General features: G+C 36.6%; 18 protein-coding genes and 2 tRNA genes. 7 read left to right on the top strand and 13 right to left on the bottom strand.

Translation table 11 applies throughout. The features are described from left to right. Nucleotides 1-3: 3 nt before the first annotated feature. The gene (gene rpmE, locus IP358_RS02330; protein WP_006801882.1) at nt 4-207 is read right to left on the bottom strand and encodes a 50S ribosomal protein L31; all 204 of its coding nucleotides are present in this window, start codon (nt 205-207) and stop codon (nt 4-6) included. A gap of 137 nt (nt 208-344) precedes the next feature. Here rpmE and hisS point away from each other — a divergent pair, with 137 nt between their 5' ends. Beyond that, entirely contained in the window at nt 345-1,649 is a 1,305-nt protein-coding gene (hisS, locus tag IP358_RS02325) for a histidine--tRNA ligase (RefSeq protein WP_006801883.1), read from the top strand. 38 nt (nt 1,650-1,687) lie between these two features. Here hisS and IP358_RS02320 read toward each other — a convergent pair whose 3' ends face one another. From IP358_RS02320 to IP358_RS02305, 4 genes are read right to left on the bottom strand one after another with little or no spacing between them, the layout of a single operon-like run. Continuing rightward, on the bottom strand, nt 1,688-2,632 hold the full coding sequence (locus tag IP358_RS02320; RefSeq protein ID WP_006801884.1) for a thiamine pyrophosphate-dependent enzyme: 945 nt from the start codon (nt 2,630-2,632) through the stop codon (nt 1,688-1,690). A gap of 10 nt (nt 2,633-2,642) precedes the next feature. After that, nucleotides 2,643-3,860 (bottom strand): 2-oxoacid:ferredoxin oxidoreductase subunit alpha, encoded by a 1,218-nt coding sequence (locus tag IP358_RS02315; protein ID WP_006801885.1) that lies wholly within the window; start codon nt 3,858-3,860, stop codon nt 2,643-2,645. Nucleotides 3,861-3,862: 2 nt separating this feature from the next. Beyond that, complete coding sequence (locus tag IP358_RS02310; protein ID WP_006801886.1) at nt 3,863-4,279, bottom strand: 4Fe-4S dicluster-binding protein; 417 nt, start codon at nt 4,277-4,279, stop codon at nt 3,863-3,865. 12 nt (nt 4,280-4,291) lie between these two features. After that, on the bottom strand, nt 4,292-4,852 hold the full coding sequence (locus IP358_RS02305; protein ID WP_006801887.1) for a pyruvate flavodoxin oxidoreductase subunit gamma: 561 nt from the start codon (nt 4,850-4,852) through the stop codon (nt 4,292-4,294). A gap of 276 nt (nt 4,853-5,128) precedes the next feature. On the opposite strand from IP358_RS02305, the gene IP358_RS02300 reads away from it, so the two are divergent. Continuing rightward, a complete protein-coding gene (locus IP358_RS02300; RefSeq protein ID WP_006801888.1) occupies nt 5,129-5,971 on the top strand; it encodes a ferritin-like domain-containing protein in 843 nt (280 codons plus the stop codon). 714 nt (nt 5,972-6,685) lie between these two features. On the opposite strand, the gene IP358_RS02295 is transcribed toward IP358_RS02300, so the two are convergent. The 8 genes from IP358_RS02295 to IP358_RS02260 all read right to left on the bottom strand — a co-directional run bounded on the left by IP358_RS02295 (nt 6,686) and on the right by IP358_RS02260 (nt 11,777). Beyond that, nucleotides 6,686-6,762, bottom strand: a tRNA-Arg gene (locus tag IP358_RS02295). Nucleotides 6,763-6,771: 9 nt separating this feature from the next. Then, nucleotides 6,772-6,847 (bottom strand) — tRNA-Ala (locus IP358_RS02290). A gap of 50 nt (nt 6,848-6,897) precedes the next feature. Continuing rightward, nucleotides 6,898-7,491, bottom strand: a complete 594-nt coding sequence (coaE, locus tag IP358_RS02285; RefSeq protein WP_006801889.1) for a dephospho-CoA kinase — start codon at nt 7,489-7,491, stop codon at nt 6,898-6,900. After that, on the bottom strand, nt 7,488-8,285 hold the full coding sequence (locus IP358_RS02280) for a spermine/spermidine synthase domain-containing protein (protein ID WP_006801890.1): 798 nt from the start codon (nt 8,283-8,285) through the stop codon (nt 7,488-7,490). The genes coaE and IP358_RS02280 overlap by 4 nt, the downstream gene beginning before the upstream one ends. Nucleotides 8,286-8,364: 79 nt before the next feature. Then, complete coding sequence (locus IP358_RS02275) at nt 8,365-8,892, bottom strand: META domain-containing protein (RefSeq protein WP_050754797.1); 528 nt, start codon at nt 8,890-8,892, stop codon at nt 8,365-8,367. A 15-nt stretch (nt 8,893-8,907) separates the two neighbouring features. Beyond that, nucleotides 8,908-9,762, bottom strand: coding sequence for a SurA N-terminal domain-containing protein (locus IP358_RS02270; RefSeq protein WP_006801892.1), 855 nt, complete (start codon nt 9,760-9,762; stop codon nt 8,908-8,910). A 57-nt stretch (nt 9,763-9,819) separates the two neighbouring features. Then, nucleotides 9,820-11,169 carry a M20/M25/M40 family metallo-hydrolase gene (locus IP358_RS02265; protein WP_006801893.1) on the bottom strand — a complete coding sequence of 450 codons (1,350 nt, stop codon included), beginning with the start codon at nt 11,167-11,169 and terminating at the stop codon, nt 9,820-9,822. After that, entirely contained in the window at nt 11,169-11,777 is a 609-nt protein-coding gene (locus tag IP358_RS02260) for a 3-methyladenine DNA glycosylase (protein ID WP_006801894.1), read from the bottom strand. Before IP358_RS02260 ends, IP358_RS02265 begins: the two co-directional genes overlap by 1 nt. Nucleotides 11,778-11,919: 142 nt before the next feature. On the opposite strand from IP358_RS02260, the gene IP358_RS02255 reads away from it, so the two are divergent. From IP358_RS02255 to ligA, 5 genes are all read left to right on the top strand, one after another. Next, a complete protein-coding gene (locus IP358_RS02255) occupies nt 11,920-13,014 on the top strand; it encodes an NAD(P)-dependent alcohol dehydrogenase (protein WP_006801895.1) in 1,095 nt (364 codons plus the stop codon). A 4-nt stretch (nt 13,015-13,018) separates the two neighbouring features. Further along, complete coding sequence (locus IP358_RS02250; RefSeq protein WP_006801896.1) at nt 13,019-14,020, top strand: LLM class flavin-dependent oxidoreductase; 1,002 nt, start codon at nt 13,019-13,021, stop codon at nt 14,018-14,020. Next, on the top strand, nt 14,020-15,000 hold the full coding sequence (mutY, locus tag IP358_RS02245) for an A/G-specific adenine glycosylase (protein WP_006801897.1): 981 nt from the start codon (nt 14,020-14,022) through the stop codon (nt 14,998-15,000). Before IP358_RS02250 ends, mutY begins: the two co-directional genes overlap by 1 nt. A 71-nt stretch (nt 15,001-15,071) precedes the next feature. Next, nucleotides 15,072-15,557: an S-ribosylhomocysteine lyase gene (luxS, locus tag IP358_RS02240; protein WP_006801898.1), complete on the top strand. Its 486-nt coding sequence runs from the start codon at nt 15,072-15,074 to the stop codon at nt 15,555-15,557. Then, nucleotides 15,554-17,554 (top strand): NAD-dependent DNA ligase LigA, encoded by a 2,001-nt coding sequence (gene ligA, locus IP358_RS02235; protein ID WP_006801899.1) that lies wholly within the window; start codon nt 15,554-15,556, stop codon nt 17,552-17,554. The genes luxS and ligA overlap by 4 nt, the downstream gene beginning before the upstream one ends. Nucleotides 17,555-17,590 lie beyond the last annotated feature (36 nt).

The following is a 17,590-nucleotide window of genomic DNA, read 5'->3' as shown; positions in this document are numbered from 1 at the left end:
GAATTATTTTAGATTATATCTTTGCTTAAACTTCTCAACCCTACCTGCTGTATCAACAACCTTGTCTGAACCTGTGTAAAATGGATGACAGAATGATGAAATATCAATTCTAAGCTCTGGTTTTACACTCATTACTTCAATCTCTTTTCCACTTGTAACGCAAGTTACTTTGCAGAGAACATACTCTGGATGGATTCCTTTTCTCATTGTTTTGCCTTTATATAAAGTAAATATAAAAACTGTTATTTTACCTAAAAAATACTAAATTAAGCATAAATTCTGCAAAGATTTAGAATATTTTTGTTAAGATTTGCTTTTTTATTAAAAAAAATAATGGAGCAATTATGGTAACACCACGCACTTTAAGCGGTTTTAAAGATAGACTTCCCAAGGAAGCCTATGCGAAATCCAAAATGCTACAAAGTATCGTGCAATCCTTTGAAAAATTTGGATTTGCGCCCATTGAAACCCCGCATTTAGAATATGCTGAAATCCTAAAAAAACAAGGAAGTGATGAGATTCAAAAGGAAATGTATCATTTTTTAGACCACGGAGAGAGAGAAGTTGCGTTGCGTTTTGATTTAACTGTCCCTTTAGCGCGTTTTATCGCACAATATAAAAATGAAGTTGGAATCCCTTTTAAGCGTTATTGCATCGGCAATGTTTTTCGCGGAGAACGCGCGCAAAAGGGACGTTATAGGGAATTTACGCAATGTGATTTTGACTTTATTGGTACAGATAGCATAGGTGCAGATGTTGAAATTTTACAAGTGATTTATCAAAGTCTTTTTGATTTGGGATTAAGGGATTTTACAATCCATATCAATAACCGCAAAATTTTTAACGGCTTAATGGAATCGCTAAATGCAAGCAACCACACCATTGAAGTACTAAGAATTATTGATAAGATTGAAAAAATTGGCAAAGAGAGCGTCAAACAAGAGCTTCAAAATAAAACTCCGCTAAATTTAGATTCCATTGCTATGCTTTTAGACTTTATTGCTAAAATACAAAAAGGAAGCGCGTTAGAACTCTTAAAGGAACTAGAAGCCTTTAGGGAGTTAAATCACACACTAAAAAGTGGAATTGATGAGTTAAGCACGCTTTGTAAAATCCTAGACCCACTAATCCCAGCTAAGTTTTATAAAATCAATCTCTCCATTGCACGCGGACTTGGCTATTACACGGGAATTGTTTATGAAACAACGCTTAATGCACTTCCCTCACTTGGTTCTGTTTGTTCAGGAGGGCGTTATGATAACCTTACACAAAACTTCTCTAAAGATTCTTTAAGTGGAGTTGGAGCAAGTATAGGATTAGATAGGCTTTTAAGTGGGCTTGAAGAACTAAATCTAATCCAAAGTGATAAAAATGTAGCAGATACACTTCTAATCCCTCTCCACTCCTTGGAATACGGCTATAAAGTCGCTCAAAGCTTACGCGATAAGGGATTAAAAATTGAAGTTTTTCCCGAGATTACAAAACCTAAAAAATCTTTTAATTATGCAAATAATAAAGGCTATAAATTTGTTGTAATTACAGGTGAAGAAGAAGAGCAGCAAAACACTTGCACACTAAAAAATATGGAAAGTGGAGAGCAATTTAACCACTTGCAGCTTGAAGCAGTGATTAACGCAATTAAATCCTAAATCCATTTTGGATTCCAACTATGGAATCCATTTGCTACTTAAACCTTTGCCTCTTCACGCCTTTGTAGATACTCCCAATATGCATCTACACGCTTTTGCCACTCAACGATTAAATATTCATTCTCCGGTTTAAATAAATGCTTAAATCTTGCTTGTGCTCCCAAATAATCCCTTACAGGCACAACATTTTTGGGGCGATAAGTAATCCTTAACTCTGTTCCATTAATAATTTCAAATAGCGGAAACACTAAAGAATCTACTGCCAAATCACTCATTTCAACAGTTTCATTAGCGGGAAATCTCCACTCCGTTGTACAAGCACTCAAAGCATTAATAAAAGTCGGTCCTTCTGTTTCAATAGCGGTTTTAATTTTCTTGCTCATATCCTTCCATTTATTAGGAGCAACTTGTGCCACATAAGGTGCACCATGAGCTGCCATAATAAATAATAGATCCTTCTTTTTATCTTTTTTTCCATAGCTTACGCGTCCTGCAGGTGTTGTTGTTGTGGAAGCACCAAGCGGAGTTGAACCACTTCTTTGCCCACCTGTGTTTGCATACACTTCATTGTCCAAACACACATAAGTAAAATCGTGTCCTCTCTCAAAACAACCGCTAATAAACTGGAATCCAATATCATAAGTTGAACCATCACCACCAAATGCTACAAACTTCGGCTCTTTATCACTATAAAGCTTATTTTTACGCTTTAACGCCTTATACATTGCCTCAGCTCCAGCAATTGCTGTAGAGCTATTTTCAAAACCAATATGAATCCAAGGCACATCCCAAGAAGTATAAGGATACACAGCCGTGCTTACTTCCAAACAACCTGTAGAAGTTGCTACCAATAAAGGATAATCTGTGGCATTTAATACTTCACGCACAATCATTCCATGCGCACAACCTGGGCATAAAAGATGCGCTCCTTCAAAACGCTCGCTAGCTCTTGAATATTGTTTTAAATTTTTAATTTCACTCATTTAGCACTCCTTAATTAAAACCAAGCTTTGGACCTCTAAGCCCGATAAATTGCTGCGCTGGATGTGTTAATTTTCCAACTCTTGCATTTTCTTGCAATTCTTTGATGATTTCTTGCAAATGACTTTGCGTTAAATCTCTTCCTCCAAGTCCATAGATATAATTGCTAGCCACTGGTTTATTTGCCCCACTATAAAGTGCTGCCACGCCTTCATTAAAAAGCATTCCCATTGCGCCTGCTGGCAAACTTCTATCTAAAAATGCAACAGCTTTCACACCTTGTAATGCAACGCAAAATTCTTGATATGGGAATGGTCTAAGCACGCGAATGCTCACAACGCCAGCCTTAATTCCATTTTTTCTTGCTTCCTTCACCGCAACGCGCGCGGATTCCACAGTGGTTCCAAGCGCTACAATCGCAACTTCCGCATCTTCCATATCATAAGTTTCCACAATATTATATTTACGCCCTGTTAGCTTTGCAAACTCTTCAAATGTGTGTTCAATAACAAGTTTAGATTGCATAATTGCATTGTGTAATTGCGCCTTATGCTCAAAATGCCAATCTTCTTCAGTTTGTGAACCATAAGTTGCAGGACGCTCAAAGTCCAGCATTGCATTTTTAGGTTTATAATCTCCAATAAATTTATATGCTACTTCATCACTCAAAGGACGCACACTTTGTGCAGTATGTGAGCAGATAAATCCATCTTGATGCACCATTACAGGCAATCTTACCTCATAATCTTCAGCAATCTTAAACGCCATTAGGTTAAAATCATAGGCTTCCTGTGGATTATAAGTACAAAGATTTATCCAACCTGCATCACGCCCTAGATACATATCAGAATGATCTCCATTAACATTCAAAGGACTTGCAAGTGCACGATTTACGACATTTAAAACAATCGGCAAACGCATTCCAGAAGCTTGATAAAGCACTTCTACCATTAAAGCAAATCCTTGCGAGCTTGTTGCAGTTGCGACACGCCCGCCTGCTGCTGCAGCTCCTACACAGCCACTCATAGCGGCGTGTTCAGATTCTACCATTACAAATTCACCATCAATATAACCATTAGAAAGAAAAGTGGCATAATTTTGCACAATCGGTGTTGATGGCGTGATAGGATAAGCAGAAACAACATCAATTTGTGCTTGACGCATTGCGTGGCTTGCCGCCATATTTCCATCCCAAACTTCTACATCTTGTAATTCATAAACTTCAGCCATTACTAATCCTTTAAGTCTTTTGATACGCTTTTCTTGCTTTCTTTTGCGGGCCACTTCGCAAGTGCTACTTCATTGGTTTCATAGTCATTAAACATTAATAAAGATTTTGGATTTGTAGGACAAACCTCAACACACACACCACAGCCCTTGCAATGCACATAATCAACTCCACTCATTTTTTCATCTCTAACCAAAATTGAGGAATCTGGACAATAAACCCAACAGAAATAGCAGTTAATACAATGATCGTGGTTAAATACTGGCTTTTCTACACGCCAATGTGCGACACTTGCCGTATAAGAGCTATCCTCTCTATATACTCTAGAATCCGCATGCTGTCCTACCATTTCATTTCCTTTTTTGTCAAAAGGAAATAGCACAGATCCCGCTTCAAACTCATTCCAACCTTTATATTCCATTGCCTAACTCCTTTATTTTACTGCATCATAAGCTTTTTTAATAACTTCCATATTTGCGTCAATCACTTTTTGTGGAAGTTTTTTACCTAACACTTTTTTAAAAGACTCTAAGAAAAAATCTAACTCTAACGCACCTGAAATTTTCAAAAATGCTCCAAGCATAGGTGCATTTGGAATTGATTTTCCAAAAGCCTCCAAAGAGAGTCCAATACAATCTAGTATATACACTTCCTTACTTTTAAGCTCTGGCTTACTCTCCAAAAACTCTTCTTTACTCAAATGTGTTGTAATAATATATTTTGTTGTTTCTTTGGCGTTTGCACAAATATCTGTGATATAAACTAAGCCTGGATCAATCACTAAAATATAATCTGGATTCATAAATTTTTCGTGGTTTAAAATTGGGTTATCATCAATTCTATTATATGCAGTCATCGCTGCACCTCTTTTTGCTGAACCATAAAATGCAAATGCCTGCACCTCCTTACCTGTGCCAGCAATCACATCAGCCAAACCTTTTGCACCAGTTACTGCACCTTGTCCTGCGCGGCTATGCCATCTAATCTCAAGCATACTGCCTCCTCAATTGATTTATTACACTTAAATTCTAAAAAATCGGTACTAAAAAATCTCTTTTTCAGCAGCAATCACTAAATATTTTTTAACAAATCTCAGAAAATTGTGTAAAAATAACTCAAAAATACTCACTACATCCTATTTTATAAGCTTTTTATTGGATAATTATATGTCTTATATGTTTCATTTAGTTACAAATTATAACTTTTGCTTTTTAAAACAGATTCCATTACAATTCTAAAAAGTTGGAATCCAAAATTTAAGGATAATAATATGGAATCTAAAAATTTATTTGAAAACATTTTTTTAGCTCTAAATACAAAAACCTCACACGAAAAATGCGCTCTTGTCCAAGAGATTTGGGAGAATTTTGCGCATATTAACACTGATTATGATTCTGCAATTCTTCCTCTAGAGATTCCAACTTTTGCTAACTTTTGCCAAATTCTTCCTCCCAGAAAAGTCCCACAAGGCAAATATCTTAAAACAGATTTAAATGTTGCCCATTTGCTCCACTCTATTGCACACATTGAATTTTCTGCCATTGATTTAGCACTAGATTGCGCCTATCGCTTTAGAGGCCTACCAAATGCGTATTACAAGGATTGGCTAGAAGTTGCAAACGAAGAAGTCAAGCATTTTTTGGCCTTAGAAAATCTTTTGCACAATCTAGGCTTTAAATATGGGGATTTCGGTGTGCATACCTTGTTATTTGATGCTATGAAAAATTGCAATGTTTTACTAGATAGAATCGCATTGATTCCGCGCGGAATGGAAGCTGTGGGGCTAGATGTTAATCCCTTTTTGTGCGCTAAAGTTAGTAGCAGCACACATAAAATTAAAAATTCACTTTTAGAAGCTTTAGAAATGATTTTACACGATGAGATTAACCATGTCAGCAAGGGCAATGTGTGGTTTCATTATATTTGTGATACAAAAAAGATTCCACAAAAAGTACGCCCTAGTACTTATATAGAGATTCTAAAACGCTACCATTTCTCATTCCCCAAGGCAAACGCAGAGTTTAACACACAAGCAAGACTACAAGCCGGCTTTACCCAAGCAGAACTCACACTTCTCCAAAACTCTTCTTTTTCCTCCAAAAATCCTAAATAATTATAGAATCTAAAATACAATCTAAGCCTATAACAACCAAAAATCATTATATAAAATTGCTATCATTTTATGCACACTTTAGAATAATTATTGCTTACAATTTTATAAATGAGCAAGTATGATTAAACATTTAATCAGTGTTGCGGTTACTAGCATTTAAGTTATGGTAGCACTACTACTGCAATAAGACTTCCTTGCAGGAAACCAAGCTACATTATTTGATTACGCTAGAATTGATATTGATAGTGCTAATAGTATAAATTCAATAAATAATTCTAGGAATATTAATTGCTATACCAAATTTAATCCAAAAAATATTAAGAATTTTTTCTTTCTAGTGTTGCAGAATTTGCAAATGCTTTTAAATCAGAAAACAACGCTATAAAACTAGATGATGCTAACAAAATATATCTACCCTTAAATAAATACACAATTAAAAAAGGCATTATAATGATTTATATAATAATGCAGAATTTAGAGATAGAAAAAATAGGGATATCGATTTTATTTAAGCAAATTATTACAAGAGATAAAAGTTTAACTATCTCGCATATAGAGAGTTTTCTCTCTGCTTTGTAAATATTCTTGCTCTGTTTTACCATTTAATGCGCAATTGCTGTTTAAATTATTTTATTTTTTGCTTAGTTTTTATTTATCTAAGACTACATAAAAAATCTCTAAATCTTAGTAAAATTTTAAAAAGAAGATAAAAAGTGGTACGCCCGGAGGAATTCGAATCCCCGACCTACAGGACCGCAACCTGTTGCTCTATCCAGCTGAGCTACGGACGCATAAAGAAATGGTGGAGTGTAGGAGGATCGAACTCCTGACCTCAACGCTGCCAGCGTTGCGCTCTCCCAGCTGAGCTAACACCCCTACACTTTAAATAAAAACTGAAATTATAGCTAATAAAACTAAATTAAATTTTAAAATTGTGGCAAATGTTCTCGCAAATAACATTCTAGCTCTTGCTGCAAAGATTCTAGGCTTCCGCAATTTTCAATCACATAATCCGCCATAACACGCTTTTGCTCTAGTGGCATTTGTGCTTTTATGCGACTAATAACTTCTTTTTCACTTAAGCTATCTCGCTTTTTTAAGCGTTGTATTTGCAGCTCTTGCGTGGTAGCAATCAAAAGAGAATGCGCAATAGGATAATCCCCACATTCAAAAAATAAAGGAATATCCACAAAATATGGAATCTTTTTTAATTCTTGTGCTTGTGCTTGTATTAAAATCTCTGCTCTAATTTTTGGATGCAAGATTACTTCTAATTCCTTACGCAATGAAGCATGAGAAAACACGATTTTACCTAGTTTTTTGCGTGCAATCTTGCCATCACTTCCTAAAATCTCATTGCCAAATTTTGCCACAACACTCTCTTTACTCTCATCTAACACCTTATGTGCAATAGAATCTGCACAAATTACGCAATAACCATAGAGCCTTAGCAAAGAAGCAATTGTGCTTTTGCCACTTCCTATCCCGCCACTTAACGCAATGGCATATTTCAAACTCAATTTTTTGCCACGCCAAAAAATGCAGATTTTACAGATTTTGGCAACACAAATGCACTTAAATGCAAATTTGCGTGATAATACTCTAAATCTTCTAACATATCTGCTTTTTGAAGTTGAATATCTGCTGCTGGATGATAAAGCTTGGAGGCAAAAATATAACAATCTTGCAATAAAGATAGAGGTGCAAAAAAGGGCATTTTCACACTAAAATCTTCCAAAGATTTTAACTGCTCTTTTACCTTTTGTGTATCTAGTAAAATCTGCGAAGTGCGCGTAATTAGGATTCCATCGTCACTTAAAAGCTTAGAATAAGCATTAGCATTAGAATCTAAAGAAAGAATAATATCATATTTCACGCTATCTTCTTGGGTATTTTGTGCTAAAAATTCTGTGCTAAGTTGTGGAATAAGTTGGAATCGCTCCGCTTCCATTACTTCCCTATAATGCGGTAAAAAGCTAATCAAAGATTCTAAAACCTTTAAGTCAAATTGTAAAAAATCCACTTGCAACGCACTATGGCGCAAAAACTCATAAGCAAGTTCAAGATTAAAACTTCCAACAATCAATGCACGCTTAGGATTCTTATGTGAACAAGCACTCAAATGTGCCAAAAGTTCGCTTTGCACACACAAGAGATTTCTTAATAATAATCCTTCATCAAGCAAAGCAATCTCTCCAAAGGCTTCAGAGTTAAACAACTCCAAAGTATTCTTTGCCCCCTTAGCTTCTAATAATTTACGCTCTATCTTAAACTCTTGCTGAAATTTCTCATTATAGGATCTTGTAACCCACATATATAGCCTTTATAATTGCCTTATGGCTTTTTAGAAAGCCTATTGTAACTTTGATAAATGTTTCTTTAAACTTTTCTTTTTAATCTAACACTAGATAAAAATCCTTTCCCAAAAAGAAAATTTTACCCATTTCATTATTTTCTTTAACAATCAAAATCTTTGTTTGCGTGTTTAAAAAATGCTCTGTCATCATCGCTTCATTCTTCATTGTCTTTTCATCACACATTTTGCGTGTCATTCCCGCATTTTCTATTTTTAGCATTCCTTCTTTTAAGCTATACGCTCCAAAAAAGTTATTACAACCCAAACTTCCGTTAATCATTCCTTTTTCAAAACGCACACTATAATTACTCTCTGCATCACTTTTCAATGGGGTTACTGCGTGTTTATAGCTATATGCGCTAATCTTCCATTCTTTAGATTCCAATACCTTATTATAATCAGTATCATCACAATTTCTAGCAGTATTTGTGCCCTCGTTATAACATTTTACAGACTGCGGATTATTTGGAACAATATTATATTTATCTTGCGAGTCCGCACAGCCACTCATCATTAAAGCCCCCATTCCCATAAAAAAGATTCCAACTTTTGCTAAATTTCTCATCATTTCTCCCTTATTTTAGTTTAAACGCACAATATTAACTTTTGCATTTGAGCGCAATTTTTCAAAATATTCATAAATCACATAATTTTCCTTGCGTTGCATAATCTTTTGCAGAGCAATATTCTTAGCACTCTCATAAGGCAAAAGCACAGGATTATGTTTGCCTTTAATTAAAAATGTCACATAATCATCCCCTATAGGAAAAATCGAAGTGAATCCCCCAACATTTCCCTGTGCAAAAGATAAAACAATCTGTGGATTTAATGCCGCGGTTTGTAGCACTTCATTTTCACTTTTTACATTTGGCGCAACGGATTTTCCGCGACTTTGCACCACGTGTTCAATCGCTGTGCTATCCTTACTATAAAACTTCACAACATCAATGCTTTGCGGTATCAAAAACTCTCTTTGATTTGCATTGTAATACTCAAGGATTTCCTTATTGTCTACCATTTTTAAACTTTCTTGCGTGATGCTTTGATACAACTTACGCTTTAAAATCTCTTTTTTAATATCTTCTTTGTAAGTATTCCAGTTACCACCATTGCCTTCTACATATTTACGCACTTTTTCAAGTGTTGTTTTATTTTGCTTTGCAACTCTCCGGATTTCATCTTCAATTTCCAAATCATTAACACTAAGCTTGCGCTTTTTTATCTCTTCTTCGTGCAAACGCTCATTAATCAGCCTATCTACTGCTACATCTTGTGAAACTTTTTCTCTTTGTTGTGTTTTGTATAGCTCAACCAAAGTTACAGGATCGCCATTAACAAAAAATGCAATCCCACTAACTAGCGATGGTGCCGCAGAGACTGCAGAAACACTCAAAATTATACTAGTAATTAAAACCTTCCATTTACCTTGAAACATCATAAAATCCTATTTAAAAATTCCAAACAATTATATCAAAAACTCTTTTGTGTTTTTCTAAATCGCTTCAAATCTTTTTAAGATCTTGCTTAAATATCCTTTAAAAATTTCAAAACTCTCCACATCTAGTCTTTCTTTCACAGAGTGTGGATTAAGGATAGTTGGACCAATGGAGACAAAATTGCTTTTTGGGAATTTTTGTTTTAGGATTCCACACTCTAGCCCAGCGTGGATTTCTTTTAACTCCACATTTGCGCTAAATTCCTTATAAATCTCCCACACTTGCTCAATAAATGCGCTGTTTTCTCTCTCCCAAGGCGCGTAATAATCCTGCACTTCTACGCTAAACCCTAAACTCTTTAACTTTTCTTTTTCCTTTTGTAAATGACCTAGCATTAGAGATTCTTCATTCCCTCTACCCATTGCAATGAGCTCAAAAACCGCCTGTTGATTTTCTAGGCTTTGCTTTAAGATTCCAATATTGCTAGATAAAATTGGCATATCCTTACGCATTACAAGCGCGCCATTTCCTAAGTTCAAAATCGCTTCAAGTAGAGGCTTTGCGTCAAAATAATGCATTTTGGATTCCAACTTTTTAATACTAAAATTCCTTAAATTCTTTAAAAAACTCTCACACTCTTGCAAGTTTTTTTTAGGAATTGCCACACAAAGTTTTGCAAACACCGGGATAGAATTGCGCTTTTCACCACCACTAAACTCCACAATAAATGCTCCACTCTCCATAAGCCTATCAGCGATTTTTGCGCATTCTATAAGCGCATTTGGAATCTTTTTAACAATCATAATCCCACTATGCCCACCGCTAAAACCTTGCGATTCCAACACATAAAACACGCAATCTTGGGGAAGCTCTAAAAGTGGAAACGTGATTTTACCTTCTAAATCATAACCTCCAGCACAGCCACAAACCACCTCATCAATCTCCTCACTATCGCAATTTAGCACAAATTTAGATTCCAACTTCAACGCAATATGATTTGCCCCCACCATTCCCACTTCTTCATCGCTTGTAAAAAGACATTCTATATTCTTACAATCCCTTAACGCAACCAAAGCACAAGCCACAGCGATTCCATTATCCGCCCCAAGAGAAGAATCCTTTGCTTGTAAATACAGCTTTTCACCTTCTTTAACAAACTCGGGCTCCACGCTAAATTCCTTATTGCAAGAAACATACACCATATCATAATGCCCTTGCAAGCATAACTTCGGACTTCCCTTGATGCAATGGATATTCCCAGCCCTATCGCATTCCACTTTTGCACCACAATGTTTTACATAACGCACAATCCATTCTCTAAGCGGCTCCGCATTCTTGCTAGCATGTGGAATCTTACAAATCTCTAAAAACAAATCCAACGCGTCTTTTTTCAACAAATTTTCCATTATTTTCTCCCTTTGGAATATTCTACAATTTTTCCGTGAAAGCGCGCAAAAAGCAAGTTAAGCGGCATTTCAAAACCATAAAGCACACAAACTTTAGCATAATTTTCCACCAAGCCCTGTGTTAGCCATTCTTGTATTGCTTCATAGGATTCTAACTCATAACCAAACTCCTTAAGTAAGCGATATGTATAAGTATCTGCTACCATCACTTCACGCCCTAAGGCATAGTTTAAAATCACATCAGCACTTTCAAATCCGATTCCTTTTTGTTCTAAGAGCCATTCTCTATCCACACTCTCACAAAAGCAAGCATAACTCTTAAAATCTCTTAAAATATTACAACACAAGCTTTGCAATCGCAATGCTTTTTGGCGGAAAAAACCTACATTTTTGAGCATTTCTTGTAAGTTTTCTAAGGGCAATTTCGCTAGAGATTCCACATTTAAAACTTCTTTATTCTTAAGCATATTTAGCGCAATTTCTACTTGCTCCCAACGCGTGTTTTGCACCAAAATCGCCCCCACAACCACTTCAAAACTTAGCGCATTAGGCCACCACCAATGCCTTTCATCCCTATAATCAAAATCCGATTCCAACTTTAATAACAATTCTTTGCTTTTTAAAAATTCTAAAAGCGCGAAACTATCTGTAATTTCTATCTCTAAGCCTTTGTTGTAAAATTGCCTGCAATTTTAGCAACTTTTTAAAAGATTAACATATAATTTTAAATCTCAAACTCAAAGGACTTCTATGCAAGATATACGGCAAGTTTTTAAAAACATTCCTTTAGGACAAAGGATTCCAGCTTTTGGTTATGCAGTTAAGAGTAAGGATTCTAAATTTGAAAAGTTTTCTTTTACGCGCCACCCTATGGGGGAGAAAGATATTGTAATTGAAATTTTGTTTGCTGGAATTTGCCATAGTGATATTCACTCCGCACGCAGCGAGTGGCACGCAGGGATTTACCCTATGGTTCCCGGACACGAGATTGCAGGAAGGGTTGTTGCTATAGGAAGCAAAGTTAGCAAATTCAAAGTGGGAGATTATGCAGGCGTTGGCTGTATGGTTAATAGCTGCGGGAAATGTGATGCGTGCAAGAGAAGTCAAGAGCAATTTTGTGAAAATGGACAATGCGTTTTTACCTATAATTGCCAAGATTGCTTCCATAATAATGAGCCAACTTATGGCGGATATTCTAATAATATCGTCGTTAATGAGCATTTTGCAGTATGTGTGCCAAAAGATGCGCCACTAGATAAAGTCGCTCCCTTGCTTTGTGCAGGAATCACAACTTATTCTCCACTTAAATTTAGCGGTGTAAAAAAGGGCGATAAAGTCGCTGTTGCAGGCTTTGGCGGACTAGGCGTAATGGCAGTTAAATACGCCTTAGCAATGGGGGCTGAAGTTTATGTCTTTGCACGCAATAGAAATAAAGAAAAAGAAGCTCTAAATTTAGGCGTAACAAAACTTTTTGATAGCACACAGGACATCAAGGAACGCTTTAATCTTATCATTTCTACGATTCCAACTTCTTATGATCCTATGGAATACATAAATCTCTTAAAATTTGGCGGAGAGCTTGCCATTGTTGGGCTTCCACCAAGAGAAGTTAGCCCGGATATTAATATCACTAACCTTGTATATAACGCAGGACGAAAGGTTTATGGCTCGCTTATTGGCGGAATGCAAGAAACACAAGAAATGCTAGATTATTCCTTAAGACATAAGATTTACCCAGAAACTGAGATTATCCGCGCAGACCAAATTGATGAAGCCTATGAAAATCTAACAAGTGGCAAGGCAAAATTCCGCTATGTGATTGATATGCAAACACTACAGGATTAAAGTGATGAAAAGCGCTATTTTTGAACTGATAGAAAACTGGGAAGACAACGAAACAACTGCTATAGCTAGCGCAATGGAATTGCTAGAATATGCCGATTCTTTAGGTTTTGATGAAGCGTGGATTGGCGAACATCATTTTAATAGCTTCACACTCTGTCCTTCACCCATTGCACTAATGAGCCACGCTCTAGCGCGCACAAAACACATTAAAATTGGTTCTGCAGCAATCTTGCTTCCGCATTATCACCCCATTAAACTTGCCGAAGAAATTGCTATGCTGGATTTATTAAGCAAGGGTAGATTTTTGTTTGGATTTGCGCGCGGTGCTTTTCCTATTTTTGATATTGCTATGGGAAATAACGCCTCAAATAACCGCAAAATTATGCTAGAAAACGCAGAGATTATCCACAATTTGCTTTTCAAAGACCAAGTACGTTTTGAAGGGGAGTTTTTTGAAATTAACAATGTCTCCATTCGCCCTCACCCAAAGGGACTGATTCCATTTTTTGTAGCAAGCTTGGATAAACAAACACTTATAGACTCGGCAAAACGCGGTTATAGCTTTCTAGGAGCTTTTACGCTAAGTATCAAAAATGCTAAAGAAATCTATGAGCTTTTTGCACAAAATGCAACTACAAAATCTTTTGAATTTGCCCTAACACGCGCAATTTACATTGATGAAGATAGAAACAAAGCACAAGAGAAAGCTCACATAGGTGCGGATATTTTCTCCCAATGTATGCTCCGTGCTAATGAGTCAAATCCGACTTTTGAAGCTATTATCAAAACTACAGATTATGAAGAATTTAGAGCAGATTTTTTTAGCAAGGAAAAAATTTTAGAAAATATGATTATAGGAACACCACAAGATTGTTTAGAACAAATTTTAGAGCTTAAAAAGCAAGTGCCTATCACAACACTTTCTTTAAAGCTGCTCTCATCTAGGCTTGAAGATTCCAAAAATATTCTAAAACTCTATAAAGAACGGATTATCCCTTATCTTTAATGCAGATTAAAAAGCTTCAAACTGCCCTTCTTAGCTGGTATCAGACAAATGGTCGCCACTCTCTTCCGTGGCGCAATAAAACACTTCCAAACCGCCCTTATGCCGTGCTGCTTAGTGAAATAATGCTCCAACAAACTCAAGTAAAGGTTGTGCTAGAACGCTATTTTTACCCATTTTTAAAAAAATTTCCCACTCTAAAAGCCCTAAGCCAAGCCAATGAACAAGAAGTTTTACGCGCTTGGCAAGGCTTAGGCTATTACACACGCGCTAGAAATTTACACAAACTCGCACAACTTTGCGCTAACACGGGATTGCCTACAGAAGTCAGAGACTTAATAAAACTTCCTGGAATTGGTGCTTACACCGCTGGGGCTATTGCATGCTTTGGTTATGATTTAAGCGTTAGCTTTGTAGATTCCAACATTAAGCGCATTTTAACACGCCTTTTTGTGCTAAGAGACCCTACACAAAAGCAGTTAGAACGGCAAGCAAACACTCTTTTAAATCTACAAGATTCCTTTAATCACAACCAAGCCTTGCTAGATTTAGGTGCATTAATTTGCACCGCAAAATCCCCAAAATGTGATATTTGCCCTTTACAGAAATTTTGCAAAGGCAAAAATATGTTAAACAAACTTACTCAAAGCAAGCCTAGTCGCATTACAAAAAAGACACTACACTATGCAATTTTCATTAAAGCGCATAAAATCGCACTTGTTAAAAGCACGCAAAAACTCTATTTTAATCTCTATAACTTCCCAGAAATTTTAAAAAAAGATTCCACAAATCTCCAAAATATTGGAATCCTAAAGCATTCTTACACAAAATACAACCTAAGCGTGCATTGCTACTTGTGCGATAATTCAACAATTTTGACACAAAATTTAGAATTTTTCACACCACAAAAACTTACCACCATTCCCCTATCCGCTCTTGCGCTAAAAATTTTAAAACTTTTAAAAACAAAGGGGGCTTTTTGATTCCAACTTTTACACTAAATTTTAAGTTATTGTGTTAGCATTCCACTTTATTTTTACACTAAAGGAATCTTATGCCGCTCCTAGATAGTTTTAAAGTTGATCATAAGTTAATGCCAGCCCCAGCAGTGCGCCTTGCTAAAACAATGCACACGCCAAAGGGGGATACAATCAGTGTATTTGATTTGCGCTTTTGCAAACCCAATGTTGAAATTCTAAGCGAAAAAGGAATCCACACACTAGAGCATCTTTTTGCCGGCTTTATGCGAGAACATTTGAACAATAGCGCAGTAGAGATTATTGACATTTCCCCCATGGGCTGTCGCACAGGTTTTTATATGAGCTTAATTGGCGCACCAAGTGCAGAATCTGTTAAAAATGCTTGGGAAAAAAGTATGCAAGATGTGCTAAAAACTACGCAAATTCCTGAAGCAAATCCACTTCAATGTGGCACTTATGCAATGCACTCCCTTGATGAAGCAAAACAAATCGCGCAAGATACGCTAAATAAGGGTATTGGAATTATAGATAATGAAGCCTTAAAGCTTGATTTAGAATGACACAAGATTCCTATTTACAAGCCATAAAAACCCTCAATCTGTGGGCTAAACATTATTATGTATTAGACGATCCTATTGCAAGCGATGAAGAATACGATCTTTTATATCACAAAGTCCTTGCCTATGAGGCACAAAATCCGCAGTTTATCGCTCAAGACTCGCCAACGCAAAGGGTTGGGGATAAGGTTTTAGAGGGCTTTAATAAGCACACACATCTTAAAAGAATGTGGAGCTTGGAAGATGTTTTTAATGAAACAGAAACTCAAGAGTGGATTTTACGCGCAAAGCGTGGCTTGGGGCTTCTTTCTGACGCACCACTAATCTTTAGCGTTAGCCCAAAGTTTGATGGTGCAAGCCTTAATTTGCTCTATGAAGATGGAATCCTAAAATGTGCCGCCACAAGGGGCGACGCCTTCATTGGAGAAAATGTTACGCAAAATGCACGCACCATTCCTAGCATTCCCTTAAGTATCGCTTATAAGGGACGCATTGAGATTCGCGGAGAATGCGTTATTGGCAAAGATGACTTTGAAGCCCTAAATTTAGAGCGGCAAAACAAGGGAGAGACTCTATTTGCCAACCCTAGAAATTGCGCAGCAGGAAGCTTGCGTCAATTAGATTCTAAAATCACAGCAAGTAGAAAACTACAATTTATCCCTTGGGGCGTTGGAGAATGCGACACTAAGGACTTTATGGACTTTGCCAGCAAGGAAAAAACACGGAATCCAAATAGCTTTTTTGCTCTAATGGAAGGAATTTACGCGCTAGGATTCCAAAAACCTCCTTTTACTGAACTTTGCACAAATTACGATTCCATTCATACCGCCTACCAAACACTTCTTAAAGCGCGTGAAGATTATGCCATTATGCTTGATGGAATGGTGCTTTGCGTTGATGCGTTTGATTTACAAGAAAAGCTAGGCTTTACCATCAAAGCCCCGCGCTTTGCGTGTGCTTATAAATTTCCAGCTCTGGAAAAACGCGCAAAAATCCTAAGTATCACACTTCAAGTGGGAAGAACAGGTGTTATTACCCCAGTAGCAGAGCTTGAACCCGTGTTGCTAGAAGGAGCTAAAATTAGCCGTGCAACCTTACATAACTTTGATGAAATACATAAAAAAGACATTCAAATCAACGATTTTGTAGTGCTAATCCGAAGTGGCGATGTGATTCCAAAAATTATCAAATCCTTACCTAAATTACGCGATGGCACACAATACCCTTGTGCAACTCCAACACAATGCCCAATTTGCAATAGCACGCTTTTGATAGAAGAAAAACTCATCAAATGCCAAAACCTAAATTGCCCCGCGAGAGTGAAAAACTCTATCACGCATTTTGCCAGCAAAAAGGCACTAAATATTGATGGTTTGGGCGAAAAAATCGTGGAGCTTTTGTTTGAATGCAAAAAGATTCAAAGTATCGAAGATATTTTCACACTAAAAGCTAATGATTTAGAGGGCTTAGAAGGCTTTAAAGAAAAGAAAATTAATAATCTTATCGAAGCGATTTTAAAGGTTAAGGGTGTAGAACTATGGCGATTTATCAACGCGCTTGGGATTGAACATATCGGAGAGGGTGCTAGCAAAAAGCTAGCAAATGCTTATGGATTGGAGTTTTATAAAAAAAGCTATGCAGACTTTATCGCACTTGATGGCTTTGGTGGTGAAATGGCGGAATCCTTAGTGGAGTTTTGCACTGTAAATCAAACAAGGCTTTTGCGCTTGCTAGAATACATTGCGCCAACTTGCAACACACAAGTATTGGAATCTAAAATCAGTGGCAAAACTTTTGTAATTACTGGCACACTTCCTAAAAAGCGTGAAGAATACCAAGAACTCTTAGAATCCTTAGGCGCAAAGGTTAGCGGGAGCGTGTCTAAAAAAACGGATTTTTTACTTTGCGGAGAAGATGCTGGCTCAAAACTCACAAAAGCTAAGGAACTAGGTGTCAAAATCATCAATGTAGAAGAATTGCAAGCATTATTAGAATCTTAGCTATTAAATAACTCAATAAGGTGCGATGGAATTTTT

Source organism: Helicobacter winghamensis ATCC BAA-430, assembly GCF_028751035.1.
Lineage (GTDB): Bacteria > Campylobacterota > Campylobacteria > Campylobacterales > Helicobacteraceae > Helicobacter_D > Helicobacter_D winghamensis.
The sequence above is the reverse complement of the archived record's forward strand: the minus strand, read 5'-3'. Positions and strand labels throughout refer to the sequence as shown.